We start from the raw sequence: 15,267 nt of genomic DNA on the forward strand, positions 1-15,267 counted from the left end.
GGCTTGATCAACTGTGATGGGAGTGTAATAGATGCAAACGAAAAAAGTTTATCTCTATGTATTTCATACAATGTCAGACTGGGAATATGGCTATTTAATTGCTGAACTAAACTCAGGGAGATACTTTAAAAAAGATGTAGCACCTCTAAAAGTAGTTACAGTAGGGGCTCATAAAGAAATGATAAAGACGATGGGAGGGCTGAGCATAAAACCAGATATTATCCTTGATAAGTGTACGTTTGAGAGTGAAGATCTTCTGATTTTACCCGGAGGGAATACTTGGGGAGAAGATATTCATCAACCGATCTTAAAAAAAGTTGGCGAAGCTTTACAACTTGGCACGATTGTTGCTGCCATTTGTGGTGCAACCGAGGGCCTCGCGAATTATGGATACTTAGACTCTAGAAAGCATACAAGCAATGATTTATCGTATTTGAAAATGGTCTGTCCTCATTATAAAGGAGAAGCATTTTATGAGATGGGACCTGCAGTATCTGATGAGAATTTGGTCACCGCATCAGGAATAGCTCCCCTGGAATTTGCGATGGAAGTACTGAAAAAATTAGATGTATTTGCACCAGAAACATTGCATTCATGGTATGAGTTAAATAAGACCCAAAAACCAGAACACTTCTTCGAGTTAATGAATACAATAGATTGATAGAATCAGTACCAATGCTCCAGAAATGATGGGGCATTTTTTTATGATGGAAGAAAGCGATACAATGGAAGCAGGGTGATTCAAATATTTGAAACAATAACAGCATCTGGAACGTATTGTAATAAGAAAGCTAATGATCGACTGCTCAATTTGCTTTCTTGTTTGATGCTGTTCATGCTGTGAAAGGGGGATGAAAATGCAATTTCATCAAATCCAAAACGGAAAACAAAACAATCATCTTAAATGGCTGGCGGCTGTTTTTTTCAGCTGGGGAACGTTCGTTTTTGCGCTGTTTTTTGCAACTTTTGTCGGTTCAATGGCACGCCAGGCAGGAGCTTCCAAGCTCTTGCAGCAAGGTATCCAAGCAGGCTTAGTGACACTAGTTACTGTCCCGTTGCTCTACATTATTCTTAAACGGTTTTCTAGTAGACCATTCTGCTCTCTCGGACTGTCTGGGTGGCGGCAAGCCATTCCGAAAGCCATTATGGGAGCAATGTATGTGATTATTCTTTCTGGATCTGGATTTGCTATCGCTCATTTATTAGGGTGGATCAACATTACACGATTTCACTTCTCTGGTCATTTGGTTACAGTATTGCTCTTAAATATGATAATCGCTTTCTTTTATGAAGCTTTTCCAGAGGAATTAACTTTTCGAGGTGCGGTGTACTACGCTCTAAACAGGCGGTTTAACTGTTTTATAGCTTTATTCCTGCAGCCGATCCTATTTGTGCTTGCACCTATAACTGTAGGTGGTTTGCAATATATAGCAGGAATTGAATCACCAGCTATCACATTAGATTACATCATTTTATTGTTATCTTTTGGATTCATCCTTCAACTTTTGCGTATTGTAACAGGAAGTTTATGGACATCTATCGCCTTTCATCTAGCTTTTCTCGAAAATTCTCGGTTTTTCGTCCTGCAGGGGGAGGAACGCTTTATAACCTACGAAGAAATTATGCCGGGTACAGGAGCACTGTTTGTCATCTTTTGTATGTTGCTTTTTGTCGGTACTCTGCTATTAATACCAGCAGTAATAGCTCGCTGTTGGCGTAAGAATAAGAGAAACGGCGAAGGTGTTTAATAGAAACAAAAATACAGTTTATACACAATAGGATATAAATGTTTACTGTGAAAATGTTAACCTTTATTAATGAGAATATGGATATGTAAAATGAGTTTTCCATTCTATTCTTATTTCTTGCTCATTCGTTGTTAATATTATTCGTCTAATTTTAGAGCGCAAGTGTTTGGACGGCAAGTGTCGAGGTAAACAGTAAGGAGTAAAAATGTCTATTTTAACAATTGTTGAGATCATCTTAGTGTTAACTGTATTAGGTTTATTCGCATGGACTTTCAAAAGAATGCTGGGTACACGATGCATCTGCTTGCAGCTGAAGTTTTTGAGTATAAAACAACATTCCCAATTTAAAACAACTTCACAATATCATAAAGCTAAACAGAACGGAGGGATCGTCATGAAAATCTTAAATTTTTTAAATACATCATTTTTTCTTTGAAATACATGCAACAATTATCACTAATGGGAAGTTTCAAACGTATTATGCCTTTGATAATAACGTTTCCGAAAAATGGAAACAAATAAAACCGGTTTTAATTTTAAATATTGGAGGAGTAAACTAGGGCATACTCAACTATTTTAAGAAAAAATTAAAAGCGAGCAAAGTATTACATAAAGAGCATTGTAGCTGCCTTCATTATTGATTCAGGGGCTCTATATTTCTGCGGAATTAGAACATTCTAAGTTAAATCATGTATTTAACTACGTTCACAACAAGTATAATGGCCGCTGATCCGAACAAAAAATACGCAGAACTCGTTTGTTTTTTTAAAAGTGCCTCCACCCCCATTAAAACAAAGAGAAGTGCAACTAGTACTTGGAGAGAGGTTAAGAGGAAAACACTTTGATTATATAATGAATACACGCACAGTATTAAAGCTACACATGAAATGAAAAATTTTGAAGCTTTAAGCAAAGAACCACTCCTTGCAAAGTTTTTATTAAAAGCTTAACACGTTATGCACTGTCCTTGGAGAGACTAAGGAATCAAGATAAAAGAAGTATTTTAAAAAATGTAAAACAAAAAGACCATGAATTTAAAAATGTTGTTTTTAATCCCGAATCGCCGGCGCTCACGCAAGAGTTCACCTTATTTGACTAACTACCTTCATGGCGCTTAGAAGATGATAATAGCAGGAAGTGAGCTTAAACCGAAGTGTAATGTACAAGTGAAGTAAGAAAGGGAAAATCAAATGTGGCCATTAAAAAGGTGTTGAATTGTATTGTATAGAAAGAGATGGTGAACTGAAAAGTATTGTGTTGAAGGATTTGTTGAAAAGAAAAGGATTTAAAAAAGGGGTGACAAGTCATAAAAAAACTAGTTGTAATTTCCAGTATTCTGGGAATCCTGTTATCGGCCATGGGACAATTTTTTGGAATTTTAACCGATTTCTTCATACAGGTGTTGCTCGGTTTATATGTATCTTAGCGGGAATTCTTGTGTTACTTAGTCTAAAGTCGAGAAGTACAGAAGTGCAGTCGTTTATCGTCGGCTCGAGTACTGCGTTAGGAATAATGGGTGCGGGAATGTTATATTTTCCAGCTGCGATTATCAATGTCTTGATTGGCTTCAAGTTAAACAAGAAGGTAAAAGAAGAAAAAACGAATGAGCAGGGTTAGAGAGTAGAAATGAAATCATCATATGAAGAGTGAGGTTTATATGGATTTAAAATTTTACAGGCTTTTTAGAACAAATGAAGTCGAGTTTTTTCAGGTACTACAAAAAAAAACTTCAAACATTTACGGTTATATCTTAATTGTTGATTCAAAAAGAAAAGAAAAGCTGTGTGATAATCCAGTTTTAATTGGTATAGAGGATGAAAATGAATACGAGGGTTCCTCCAACTTTCTTCAGGTCATTGCATTCACTGAAGAAAGATATCTTGATGACTTTACAGCTGATACCTTTTCTTTTATAGATGGCCTGTTAAACATGAAACCAGATTGTCACTTCTTTATTAAAGAACACGTATATAAAACCAATTCTGAGTTGCTGGACTTTGATTTTCCTTTTGATATGACACCTATTGTGGACTTCATTAAACCATATGCACTAGAGATAAACAAAGACATCAAGCTTAACAATATTAGCAACAGTGATTTCAATTACCTTTCACAAAAAAAATGAAGTTGAAAGATGATAATTGATTTTTATTAATTCAGAATTGCTTGGCTTTACTTTGAAGGGGGTCGAGTAAGATGGATAAGAAAAAGGATGAAATACAAAGAACATATAGGGAACAAATGAGGGAGAAGACTGAACAAGAAAAGGAAGATAGCAGTTCACATACTTTTGAGATTGTTATTGTACTAGCCATCATTATCTTGATGTTTTTCTTTAATTCAGTATTTAAGGCTTTTTAGATAAAAAAATCCTTTTTCGCTAGCTGGAAAAATTCAAGGTGGGAAAATTGTTCATACATAAGCAATTATTATTTGAATTCTGCCGAAGTATAAGCACTATGCAATTGTATTACAAAAAGCAACCCGGTTTTACAAGTAAAGCTGCCTGCAAGTGGCTTGCTCACCAACCTAAACGCCAGCCATTAAAGCTAATGTCTCACATGCAGACATTAGCTTTTTTCATTGTTTAATAGACTGCAGTCAGGATTCTAGAAGACGCACTCATAACAGCCGTCTCCTATCATACGAGGTCAACAAAAATCACACTTTCTGTCGTGATAATTTAAATGTGTTCATAAAAATGCCGCAGCATATCAGCAGTGCGCCGATGATGATGTACATGGTGATCTGTTCGTGCAATTGCAACCATCCAAAGAATAGAGCCAAAACTGGGACGAACATTAATGCCATGGATGCTTTTGACGCTTCGATTTGATTGAGCACCCAAAACCATACGACAAATGTAAAGCCTGTAGAAAGCAAACCATTAAACAGCAATGACCAAACCGCCTGATATGACCACTCGGCTGAATGGACCGGCTCCAATATAAAGGAAAACATCAACAACATGACGGCTCCCATCAGTAGATGCCAGGCATTCATATGAATGATATCGATATGCTTGAATTGAAGCTTGCTAAACACATTCGCAATTCCCCAGCTAAGCGCTGCCGCAAGGACGCACAGTTCTCCAAATAAAGCACTTTGATCGACATTTAGCATTTCTTTTCCAAAAATGAATAAAAGTCCGGAGAAGCCGCTTATCAGCCCGATCGTTTTATATACATTCATTTTCTCGTTTAATGTAAAATGGCTGATCACCGTAACAAATATAGGCATCGTATACACCAAAACAGAGGTTTTCCCTGAATCGACAAACTGCATTCCATACGTTAAGATCCCCATATAGCCCAGGCCCATCAGCAGGCTCATGACGATATAGCTTTTGACATATTGTTTTCCAATTGAAAGTTTTTTTCTTTGAATGAAGAGAATGAGAAATAAAGGAACCGCCCCGATGAACAGACGTAATGCTGAAAATAAAAGCGGGGGAATGTCATGAATTCCTACTTTCATCGCAACCCAAGTATAGCCCCAAATAAGTGTGACAGATATGATTCCCAGCATGACTTTTACCATTAATAAGCCGCCTTTCTTGTTTAAATATCGTGCTGGTTTCTATCATATGTTACATTTGTATATAACTGAAATACATTTTTATTATTGGGGGTATAACCAAATAGTTATGAATATGAACCATCTTCACATATTTATAAAAGTCGGGGAGAAATTGAACATTACAGAAGCGGCAAAAGAATTGTTCATCTCTCAGCCGGCGGTAAGCAAAGCGATAAAAAACCTCGAAAACTCGCTCCAGCTCAAATTATTGATCAGGGATAAACATCATGGTTTAATGCTGACTGACGTCGGAAAGGAAATTTTGCTGCTGGCGAGGCAAATGAAGGGGATTGAAAGCAAAATATATCAAGTAGCCAACAGGGAAAACAAGCTGTTAAGCGGGAAGGTGAAAATCGGTTCATTTCCTGCTGTTTCAACAAATATCATGCCGCAGGCGATTGCGGCATTCAGATCAAACTACCCGCTGATCCGCATAGAATTGGTCGAGGGGACCTCTGATCAAATCAAAGGGTGGGTCGAGGATCGGACGGTTGATATTGGGATCGCGGCATCTCCATTTGACCCGTTTGACTATCAACTATTACGTAACGACTATATGGTGGCGGTCATCCCTCCGCAAGATGATGAATTAAAACAGGAAAAGCATGTCGACCTCAACACATATCAAGATGACCTTATTTTTTGCAAAGGCGGTCATGAAATTGCAATGTCAAATACGTTTCAGCAGCACCATATTGAATTAAAGGAAAACTTGACTGTGCAAAATGCCGAAACCTTGATCAATATGGTCAAAAATAACTTGGGCATAGGCATTATTTCAAACTTTACACTTTCATCTGTTCCGCATCAATTGATCAAAAAAGACATCATTCCCCGGATTACCCGTGATATTGGCGTCATCGCGCACTCATTTGATGAAATAACGCCGGCGGCGCATGAGTTTATCAAGATATTGAAAACAGTCGTCATCTGAATCCGCAGACGTAATAAGTGATTCTAGTCTAGAAGAGGAGCATAAAAACTCTTAGTTTAAGACGTTTTATAAAAAGTGTTCGAAGACTTTATTGATGTTCTTAAAGGATGGCCAAAGACGATTTCTCCACAATTATTCTATGATCTAACCCTAGAGGAAAATGAATACTCATCGGTAGAGTTTAAAAAAAGAAAAAAGCAACAATTCGAACGTTGCTTTTTCATTTTATTTGGTACTTTATACGCTAGGAGAACTTCAACCTAAAAAAGGTTCATCAATCTCTGTCTTTGTGGGATTCTGTTCCTTAACTTGTTTTAACGTCGCTACGATAAGAAAGCTAACAATCACTAACAAAAGCCATGAACTCACCTTTCCTAGGTGAACAAGACTCCATGCCTCGGTTTGGTTTGGATATGTCCAAGCCCCAAAAAACGTTGCGATATTTTCCGCTATCCATATAAAAAATCCAATGAGCACAAAAGAAAGTGCAAGCGGCATACGGTAATGAGTTCCATTCACCTCGTATATGACCCATGTTTTCCAAAAGACAATGATGACAAGTCCAGATAACCACCAGCGTATGTCAATTGAATAATGGTGGGTAAAAAAATTCAAATAAATCGCAGCGGCAAGCGGGACAACTGCAAAAAACGGCGGCCACTTCACCAGTTCAACCTTAAGCCTTCTCCACGCCTGGCAAAGATAACTGGCCACACTTGCGTACATAAAGCCGCTATACAAAGGCACCCCGAACATTTTGGAATATCCTTCTTCTGGATAAGACCAGGAGCCCATATGGACTTTGAAAAGTTCAAGAACAAGCCCAATAAGGTGGAACAAGGTGATTACTTTTAATTCATCTCGTGTTTCAAGCCCGGAACGCACCATCAGCCCCTGCATGAAAACGCAAATGATGAGCAGCCAATCATACCGCGGCAAGAAGGGAAGAGGGATGATTTGTGTGATAGCCAAAGAGGCAAAAATAACGACAGGAAACAAACACGAAAGGGCCTGTTCCCAGCCAAAATGAAAGAGTTGTTTTAACGCTCTCATGATATGTGCCTCCAAACTTTTTTTCTGATTATATGTAAGGCACGCATAGATGGATATAGCGTTACGTCCATAGTGTCACCGTGTCCTCTTTATGAATCTTGTGTATCTTCATCACTTCGGTATTCCAAAATATCTCCGGGCTGGCATTCTAAAGCCTTACAAATCGCTTCTAAAGTTGATAATCGAATGGCCTTTGCTTTTCCGTTTTTCAATATCGAAAGATTAGCCATCGTGATGCCGACTCTCTCCGAAAGCTCTGTTACGCTCATTTTCCTTTTAGCAAGCATCACATCAATATTGATAATAATTGCCATGTTCATCACCTCAGACCGTTAAGTCATTTTCTGATTTTATATCAATCGCTTCTTTTAACAGTTTTTGAAGAACAGCAGCAAAGACTGCAATCACCATTGAAGCAAAAATAATGACCAATCCGATGACTATGATACCCGGGGCGTCGTCTATCTCGGCCATCAGATAAAAGATCGGCATGCCTGCTGCATACAAGATACTGATTGTGACCGCACAGTATTTTATATTCTTTAAAGATCTTACAGAAATGTTTGAGAAAGCTTTGTTCTTGTCAATATAGCTTAAAAGTTTGAACGCTTGATAAAGAGCAAAGTAAAAAGGAATCGCCGTTACATACAAATAGATGAAAACGAGATATTTGATATAAGCGATATTTGGAACTAATTCCGCTGCATAATTGGCTATCTTCGGCACCGCAAAAATGCACAAAGCAAGAATCGGGAGTCCGATAAGAATTACGGCAATCTTTAAAAAGAGTGTTGAGACTCGATTCATAAAAAGCACCTCACTGATTTGTTGTCACTTTGAATTTAACACGATATTTATCGTTTTACAATAAAAAAATATTAAGATAGATTATTTTATTGTTGTTATTACATCTTTATCATTTTAGTCTTTTTTTAACTTGGCAGCGAATTGAACCAGAGAACAATTAAAGTTATAGCTCATTTATGTGGTTTTTCTATTACTCAAAAATAAGCGAATCAACATCTAAATATTCAAACAAGCGATAGGAAGAAATACATCAAAGAATAAGCTGATGCCCATACTAATGGTCGGGAGGTAAACGACTTATGATACAAATTTGGATCACTGGTCTTTTATTATTGGCTCAACCGAGCGAGCCGCCTGACAGCTTAACGGTCACACAGCAAGGGCGGACGATAGCTACTGTTACCCGTGAAAACTTTACAATGCCTCTTCCTGGTACTCCAATGATTGACCATGAAAAATACCGTAAATTGATCGAACAGCTGGATCAGGAAATTTACCGGGAGCCGGCTAATGCTGTGCTTAACGAACAGGGAAGCATTGTCCCGGGCAGGGTTGGTTACAGACTTTATCAACAGGCGTTTAAGGAAAAGTTTTATGCCTATTTCTATGGCCATGGCCCCTCCAAGGTAGAAGTGCCGGAATTGAACATATATCCGAAAGTTGACAGCGAGCTGCTTGCTCACATCAGTACACATCAGCTCGGTCAGTACGTAACGTATTTTAATTCGAACAATAAAAGCCGTTCACACAATATTTCTCTTTCTGCAAAAGCGATTAACAATCATGTTGTTTTCCCTAATGAGACGTTTTCGTTTAATCAAGTTGTTGGGATGAGAACTCAAGACAAAGGATACAAGAGTGCGCCCATTATCGTTAAAGGTGAGTTGTCTGAAGGTGTAGGCGGAGGAATTTGCCAGGTATCTTCAACACTATTTAATGCAGTCGATCGTGCGGGGATGCGAATCGTTCAGCGCTATTCTCATTCAAGAAGCGTACCATATGTTCCGTCCGGACGTGATGCGACAGTAAGCTGGGGAGGTCCAGACTTTCTCTTTAAAAACCAATATAACCAGCCAATATTAATTCGGGCAAAACGGTATGGAGGGAGTATGATTGTTACGTTGTACTCTTCTGATATGATCAATAACAAACTGAGAAAAGTCCCTAAAGCGCCATCTCAAATACCGAAAGAAATAAATGCCGAGCGGCAATAGGATACTATTATTGGACAAGCGAATGGAGGGATAAATGAAGTGAAGAAGGTATTATTTTTCTTATATGTAATATTATTTGCGTTTACTTTTGTTCAATCAAATGCGCACGCTCTTACTTTTACGGTGTTGCCGATTACACAAAAAACGGAACAGTGGTCAGTAGAAGTAAGTGAAGCAAAAAATGCAAAGGAATTTGCGGCACCTAAGAAAGGGAAATATAATGTTTATTCCTTGGAAGTCAACAATATTGGGAAAGAAGCAGCTACGGTGGATGTGCAATTGTATAGAAATGATCCTGATTCAATCACAAGGTTTTCACTTTTTGGATGCCCCGATGAAAATTGTGTAAAACAAATAGATGATGCTAAAACGTTAGCTGAAAGTTTAAACGATGGATCGCCGTTGAGGTTCAAGCATTTTATGCTGGCAGATAAAGCCTCTGAATTAGAAATTGTTATAATCTGGACGCAAAAAGGGCAAGAAGGACGCAATTTAAAACAGACCTTTAAATTCACTGAAGATGGCGTTAATTAGGCGTTAAAGCATCTTATTATAAAATTTGTCAGTCATTGAAATAGAATATTCATATTTCTTTTCTTATATAGATGAGATGAATCAGCATTAAGCATACTGCGGAGAAAGGAAAGGAAAGGGAAGAGGGAGAGTAAAACTGATAAGATGGGAAGGTTTTGATGATTAAATCCATTACTTTGCCAGAGGAAAAAACGAAAATAACAGTTGGAAAACCAATCAAAGATGAGTCAAACATCAAAGTTACTGCAATTTTTGACTATAGAGAAGAAGCAGAGGAGGCTTTTTGGATACACTTATCTGATGGAAGTGAAATGTTTGTTGGCGATCACAAAGTCTTTATTGAATACGAATAGAAAAGTATTGAAATGAACAAGCAGTTGAATCACTTCCTGCACATTTTAGCTTGACATTGTAAAGATAAAGACTGTTACACCTTTGAAAAACCAAAAAAGCACCTCAGTTAATCATGAAAGCCGTTAATTTCAAAATTCTCTATGTCAAGATTTAGGTTTTTCAGTTGTTTCAACAGAACTTCAAATTTTAAACAACCACCATTTTTTAAATCTTCTGGAATATCTTCAGGATGAGCAATTTTCATCCCGGACTCAATCCATTGTTTGCGATACAATTGAAATGCAGCCTCAATTAAATGATCCGGAGTGACAATAAAGCCTAATCTTACATCATGGTCCTCACTGTAGCCAAACTCAAAATCGCAACATGGACAAATGTCAAACGTTTTTTGATACTCGCCTTTATACAAAGGACTTTGACTTAATCCTTTATATCCGCAAATTAAACATGAATATAATTTTTCTCTCAAATTAGTCCCTCTTTTATCTGTTGGAAATTAATGGTATTACCTTACTATTTTGTGGTTCTGCTGATAAGAATTCATTGATCTAATTATATACTAATAGGTACTTATCATTGAATCATAAGGATAAAATAAGTATAAAAATTATTCAACAAGCTATTGTTAGCGAACTTAAGGGTGCCTTAAGGTGTTGGAGTAATGGAAAAATAATAAGCCCACTCTCATGAGGCGGGCTATATAGAATGCTCTTCTCCTTAACCTCCGACCAGCCTTTCAGCAACTTGGATGCTAGATGGTGAATCTGTACTCAATTGCGTTAAAGCTACTCCACTTAAAATCACAGTTAAAATAGACACGCAAAGCACTATTTTTTTCATAAGATTCCCTCCACCTGATTCATTTTCTGTTCAGCCCAAATCTTTTCATTGAAAAAGCTTGCAGCCTCTTCAAAAGCACCTATTGTTTCAAAACTTTTTGCGGCTAAGTAAGCTAATTCATCAACACTTTCACTCTCAAAATTCGAAAATATCTCATAAAGATATTATCATAATCTTAGGGATTAATGTAATAATTTTGAAGGTTATTGACTTAATGAAACAAAACATGCATTTAAAGCATGTTATAAGTTTTAACTTTCCTTTAATTGAAGTTTAAAAAGTTTAGAGCAACCCTCTGTTGGCTCACTTGCTCTTTTTAATTATCTGTAACATTTTGATCGCATTTTCTACTAAAAGAATGAGGGAAGTGAGGAAAAACATGAGAAAAAAGAACAATAAAAAATGGCTATTGCTGATGACTGTATTTTTGGTGATCTGCATCGTATCAATCTTTGTAATAATGTCAGAAAACAAAGTAAAATATGAGGGCAGCGGAAAAAGCGGAATATGGGTTTCTAACCTTGAAAAATCAGATAAAACTTCAATTGGTCCTAATTGCTTTTTGAATTTGTACTGGCAGGGAAGTAAGAAGGACGAAAAAAGAACTGTTGTTGAAAAAATCACTTTATACATAGATGGTAAAAAATATGATGACAGAGAAGATTATGATTTATCAGAGTATACAGGTGAAGAAATGCCAGATGGAGTTTGTATGGAAGACCACATCGCTACCTTTGATTTTATGCCTGAAGAGGAAGTAATAGGACATGATCTAGTAGTTAAAGTGGAGTGGAAGACCGGGGAGAAAAAACAAACAGAAGAAATGAAATTACATAAGAAATCATGGTATTAAAGATAGCCGACTTGATGAAGACGAGCAGCAATTCTCAATGTTCCAATCCTTGAATCACTTTGGAAGTGGCTTGTTTACCGAAAGACGTGGTTCAATTCAATCTTTTATATATTCAATAGCTGTTCAAATACATAAAATGAGAATAGCTGTTTAAGGAGGGGGAAAATGAAATCATTAACTTTTTCTATCCAGTTTGACTGCTGTTGGAATCTCAATCTTTGGCCAATGGATAGGAGTTCTTGATGATTCTTATGCTGTTGGCAATGCTTGGTTTGCAGGTGTTTTAGCTGGATTAATTACACTTCTTATTTTGATTGACAGTCAAGTGATGACAAAAAGTTACATCATAATTGTAAGTACAATAGGCACTCTGGGAGTAGGGTTTTTATATCTCTCAGCTGCAATCATCAACATTTTTATAAGTATTAAACTGGACAAGAAAAAGAAAGAAGAAGACCTTAATTGATTTATTTAATTTTTAGGAGGGGAAGTGTATGGATTTACCCACATGGGCTTATATTATAATGACAATCTTAGGTGCTGCCGGCGTCATTAGTTTAATGTGGTTCGGTTATTTTTCTGACAAATCTGAAAAATGATAAAGGAGTTTACTTAACACAATCAACTAGCAGTAAATGTTACGTCGGAACTTTTGTTATTCGGTCTACTAACTTAAATGAAGGAAAAGCTAAAGAAGCATTAGTTCGACGGCTTAATGAAAATGCCACGATGCTGACAACTGTCACAGAGAACAGAAGTGTTTTTCTGAGAAATGTTAAAACGAAATAAGTTTTATTCAACACCTCTGACCTATGATATGAAGGGGTGTTTTTTGATCCTATAAAATGTACTAACTAATCTATGTACTAAATTTTCATTATAATAAAAATACATTGGCACTAAGTGATGAAACTCCTTCACAAAATCCTATTATAGAAGCTTACACTACATTATTCTGTGCTTCAAGAAGCTCAAGTGAATGATTTTTAGGTGAGTTTACTAATGATGAAAACTGGGCTGGATACATGAAAATAAAAACCAAAATTGTTCTTCAGGCTGCTTTGAAGGTAAAGAATGATGAATAATCGTATCGATTCTGTAAATTTGATTGAATGGGGATTTCACCATTGTATAATGACTTGGCAGTTTGGGTTTTACATAACTAATGCGATAAGGAGGAAAGTGAAATGAAAAAAATTGCGTTTGCTGTTTTGATGTCATTTCTCGTTTTTATCAGCTTAGTTCCAACAGTTGATGCTGCTGTCATTGATCATGACAAAGTAGTAGGTTTCGATGAAGTTGCCCCAACTACTATTTCTCAAAAAGCCGAAAAAAAGTTCCAGCCGTATTTGAAGGTTTATAGCGGCTGTGTACCCTTTCCGGCAGTAGATGATGCACAAGGCAATACAGGTGGCGGGTTACAGCCGACGGGAGCGCCTGAAGGAGATTGCAGCAAACATACCGGACAAGTTTATTCACGTTCAACTTGGTACAATGGCGTGTGGGCAATCATGTATTCTTGGTATTTTCCAAAGGATGAGGCTTCTCCAAGGTTGGGGCATAGACATGACTGGGAAGGAATTGTAGTTTGGGTTGACAATCCGTCTAATCAAAATCCAAAAGTTTTATCTATCGCATACTCCTGGCACGGAAAATTCACGAATGTTCAGCCAAATGAAAGAAATATGGAGGATACACATCCGTTAATTGCATACGACAGCACATGGCCCTTAAACCATGAATTGCATATTAGTGATCAAGTAGGGGACACTCAGCCATTAATTGGGTGGGAAAACTTAACACCGGCAGCGAGGAATGCTTTGAATACAACGGATTTCGGTAAAGCGAATGTCCCTTTTAATGATCCTAATTTCATGAATCATTTAGAAAAGGCATGGTTTAGATAAATTCATAATGTATCATGCTGGATTAGTCAGTAGATAAATACGGCATTTTCATAACAAGATGCAGGAATAGATTATAAAGACTTATTGTAAATCTTATATTGGTGAAAATTTTGGTATGTTGAAATGTTTGAGGAAATCTTAGTGAAATAACTTTTCACGTGAAGGATCAAGCAAATGTGCTGCCGTACAAAAATGTTTTAGAGTTAACGAAAGGTCAGGATTGTGGGGATGGGAAAGTTAAAGATTTATACGGTTATCAGTTGATGAGTTGTACGAATTCTAATAAAAGATTGAATGTAAAGGGCGGTTTAAAACTTGGCCTTTTTGTAATGAGTTGGAGTCTCAAGAATACAATGAACAAGCAAATAAGAAAGCGTCTCTGGTATGGACAACCGGAACCAAATCAGAAAGCAATGTGGGTTAGAAATTATAACAGCAATTTCTACATATAGAAACTGTTTTTTTGTATCAGCCTTTTAAATGATGCGGAGAGTTATTGATTTGTTAAAATAAAGATATAGTCATGTTAACTTATTGCGAAAGGGGAATGTTTATGTCCAAGACAGCGATAGTTACAGGTTCAGCAGGCGGATTAGGGAGAGGCATCGCAGAAAGACTATGTAAAGATGGTTTTCGTGTAGTGCTGCATGATATCAATGGAGCACTGCTGAATGAAACGGTTTCAGATTTCAAAGAGAAACACTTTCATGTGATTGGGGTTAGAGGGGATGTATCGAAGCGTGAAGACCAATTCAATTTGGTTAAAGAAGCAGCAGATCAGTTTGGCCGCTTAGATGTTTTTGTAAACAATGCGGGTATTGAAGCTGTTTCTCCATTTTTGGAAATCACAGAAGAACAACTGAATAGATTGTTTCAGGTTAACGTGAATGGAGTTGTCTTTGGCACTCAAGCAGCCGCTGATCAGTTCATGAAACAAAAAACAAAGGGGAAAATCATTAACGCATGCAGTATAGCTGGTCACGAGTCATTTGAAATGCTGGGCACATATTCAGCGACGAAGCATGCGGTGAAGTCTTTTACACATACAGCTGCTAAAGAGCTGGCAAAGTATAAAATAACGGTGAATGCTTATTGCCCCGGAGTCGCAAAAACAAAAATGTGGGACAGAATTGATGAAGAAATGGTAAAACACAGTGATGACCTGCAGCCAGGGGAAGCTTTTGAAAAATTTTCTTCGGAAATAGCCCTGAAAAGATATCAAACCCCCGAGGATGTTGCTAATCTAGTGTCATTCTTAGCTTCAGATGCCTCTGATTACATTACCGGTCAAGCCATATTAACTGATGGCGGTCTAGTTTATAGATGATAAAAAACTAAATGATATGTAAATAGAAAACCGATTTTGAAACTTAGTATGATCCGATTCGATTTATTCTTTTTACTTGCGATAAACTGGTATAATAAGAAAATTGATTGAGAAGTG

The 15,267-nt window shown here is 37.1% G+C and carries 19 protein-coding genes and 2 pseudogenes; 13 read left to right on the forward strand and 8 right to left on the reverse strand.

What is annotated here, in order from left to right; translation table 11 throughout:
- Positions 1-31: 31 nt before the first annotated feature.
- The gene (locus tag JMN17_RS04505) at positions 32-661 is read left to right on the forward strand and encodes a type 1 glutamine amidotransferase family protein (protein WP_202327516.1); all 630 of its coding nucleotides are present in this window, start codon (positions 32-34) and stop codon (positions 659-661) included.
- 196 nt (positions 662-857) lie between these two features.
- Positions 858-1,748 (forward strand): CPBP family intramembrane glutamic endopeptidase, encoded by an 891-nt coding sequence (locus tag JMN17_RS04510; protein ID WP_087993964.1) that lies wholly within the window; start codon positions 858-860, stop codon positions 1,746-1,748.
- Between the two features lie 682 nt (positions 1,749-2,430).
- On the opposite strand, the gene JMN17_RS21645 is transcribed toward JMN17_RS04510, so the two are convergent.
- Positions 2,431-2,661, reverse strand: a complete 231-nt coding sequence (locus JMN17_RS21645) for a hypothetical protein (protein ID WP_087993962.1) — start codon at positions 2,659-2,661, stop codon at positions 2,431-2,433.
- A gap of 524 nt (positions 2,662-3,185) precedes the next feature.
- On the opposite strand from JMN17_RS21645, the gene JMN17_RS04515 reads away from it, so the two are divergent.
- The 3 genes from JMN17_RS04515 (at position 3,186) to JMN17_RS04525 (ending at position 4,109) form a co-directional block, all read left to right on the forward strand.
- Entirely contained in the window at positions 3,186-3,365 is a 180-nt protein-coding gene (locus JMN17_RS04515) for a permease (RefSeq protein ID WP_242519854.1), read from the forward strand.
- A gap of 40 nt (positions 3,366-3,405) precedes the next feature.
- Positions 3,406-3,873: a hypothetical protein gene (locus JMN17_RS04520; RefSeq protein ID WP_202327518.1), complete on the forward strand. Its 468-nt coding sequence runs from the start codon at positions 3,406-3,408 to the stop codon at positions 3,871-3,873.
- Between the two features lie 71 nt (positions 3,874-3,944).
- Positions 3,945-4,109: a hypothetical protein gene (locus JMN17_RS04525; RefSeq protein ID WP_087993944.1), complete on the forward strand. Its 165-nt coding sequence runs from the start codon at positions 3,945-3,947 to the stop codon at positions 4,107-4,109.
- Positions 4,110-4,409: 300 nt separating this feature from the next.
- Here the strand turns inward: JMN17_RS04525 and JMN17_RS04530 are convergent, their stop codons facing one another.
- Positions 4,410-5,288, reverse strand: a complete 879-nt coding sequence (locus JMN17_RS04530) for a DMT family transporter (protein ID WP_087993943.1) — start codon at positions 5,286-5,288, stop codon at positions 4,410-4,412.
- A 100-nt stretch (positions 5,289-5,388) separates the two neighbouring features.
- Here JMN17_RS04530 and JMN17_RS04535 point away from each other — a divergent pair, with 100 nt between their 5' ends.
- Positions 5,389-6,261, forward strand: a complete 873-nt coding sequence (locus JMN17_RS04535; RefSeq protein WP_087993945.1) for a LysR family transcriptional regulator — start codon at positions 5,389-5,391, stop codon at positions 6,259-6,261.
- A gap of 255 nt (positions 6,262-6,516) precedes the next feature.
- Here the strand turns inward: JMN17_RS04535 and JMN17_RS04540 are convergent, their stop codons facing one another.
- The 3 genes from JMN17_RS04540 to JMN17_RS04550 form a co-directional block, all read right to left on the reverse strand.
- Complete coding sequence (locus tag JMN17_RS04540) at positions 6,517-7,314, reverse strand: DUF817 domain-containing protein (protein ID WP_087993942.1); 798 nt, start codon at positions 7,312-7,314, stop codon at positions 6,517-6,519.
- Between the two features lie 89 nt (positions 7,315-7,403).
- A complete protein-coding gene (locus JMN17_RS04545; protein ID WP_003220412.1) occupies positions 7,404-7,628 on the reverse strand; it encodes a helix-turn-helix domain-containing protein in 225 nt (74 codons plus the stop codon).
- A gap of 10 nt (positions 7,629-7,638) precedes the next feature.
- A complete protein-coding gene (locus tag JMN17_RS04550; RefSeq protein ID WP_087993941.1) occupies positions 7,639-8,121 on the reverse strand; it encodes a DUF2975 domain-containing protein in 483 nt (160 codons plus the stop codon).
- 299 nt (positions 8,122-8,420) lie between these two features.
- On the opposite strand from JMN17_RS04550, the gene JMN17_RS04555 reads away from it, so the two are divergent.
- The 3 genes and pseudogenes from JMN17_RS04555 to JMN17_RS22085 all read left to right on the forward strand — a co-directional run.
- Entirely contained in the window at positions 8,421-9,335 is a 915-nt protein-coding gene (locus JMN17_RS04555) for a VanW family protein (RefSeq protein WP_202327527.1), read from the forward strand.
- 39 nt (positions 9,336-9,374) lie between these two features.
- On the forward strand, positions 9,375-9,869 hold the full coding sequence (locus JMN17_RS04560; RefSeq protein WP_202327529.1) for a hypothetical protein: 495 nt from the start codon (positions 9,375-9,377) through the stop codon (positions 9,867-9,869).
- Positions 9,870-10,027: 158 nt separating this feature from the next.
- Positions 10,028-10,223: pseudogene (locus JMN17_RS22085) on the forward strand (hypothetical protein); the annotation flags it as partial.
- Between the two features lie 106 nt (positions 10,224-10,329).
- Here JMN17_RS22085 and JMN17_RS04570 read toward each other — a convergent pair.
- From JMN17_RS04570 to JMN17_RS04580, 3 genes and pseudogenes are all read right to left on the reverse strand, one after another.
- Positions 10,330-10,692, reverse strand: coding sequence for a hypothetical protein (locus tag JMN17_RS04570; protein WP_087993938.1), 363 nt, complete (start codon positions 10,690-10,692; stop codon positions 10,330-10,332).
- Positions 10,693-10,940: 248 nt separating this feature from the next.
- Positions 10,941-11,063 (reverse strand): PhrK family phosphatase-inhibitory pheromone, encoded by a 123-nt coding sequence (locus tag JMN17_RS04575; RefSeq protein ID WP_202327531.1) that lies wholly within the window; start codon positions 11,061-11,063, stop codon positions 10,941-10,943.
- Positions 11,060-11,200 (reverse strand): annotated as a pseudogene (locus JMN17_RS04580) (aspartate phosphatase); the annotation flags it as partial. The pseudogene JMN17_RS04580 and the gene JMN17_RS04575, both read right to left, overlap by 4 nt.
- 242 nt (positions 11,201-11,442) lie before the next feature.
- Here JMN17_RS04580 and JMN17_RS04585 point away from each other — a divergent pair.
- From JMN17_RS04585 to JMN17_RS04595, 4 genes are all read left to right on the forward strand, one after another.
- Positions 11,443-11,916: a DUF4944 domain-containing protein gene (locus JMN17_RS04585; protein WP_202327533.1), complete on the forward strand. Its 474-nt coding sequence runs from the start codon at positions 11,443-11,445 to the stop codon at positions 11,914-11,916.
- Between the two features lie 193 nt (positions 11,917-12,109).
- Positions 12,110-12,382, forward strand: coding sequence for a hypothetical protein (locus JMN17_RS21990; RefSeq protein WP_313886378.1), 273 nt, complete (start codon positions 12,110-12,112; stop codon positions 12,380-12,382).
- Positions 12,383-13,103: 721 nt separating this feature from the next.
- Positions 13,104-13,823, forward strand: coding sequence for an NPP1 family protein (locus JMN17_RS04590; RefSeq protein WP_202327535.1), 720 nt, complete (start codon positions 13,104-13,106; stop codon positions 13,821-13,823).
- Between the two features lie 553 nt (positions 13,824-14,376).
- The gene (locus JMN17_RS04595) at positions 14,377-15,150 is read left to right on the forward strand and encodes an acetoin reductase (RefSeq protein WP_087991885.1); all 774 of its coding nucleotides are present in this window, start codon (positions 14,377-14,379) and stop codon (positions 15,148-15,150) included.
- Positions 15,151-15,267: the final 117 nt, after the last annotated feature.

Source organism: Bacillus sp. RHFS10, from assembly GCF_016757475.1.
GTDB classification, from domain to species: domain Bacteria; phylum Bacillota; class Bacilli; order Bacillales; family Bacillaceae; genus Bacillus; species Bacillus subtilis_G.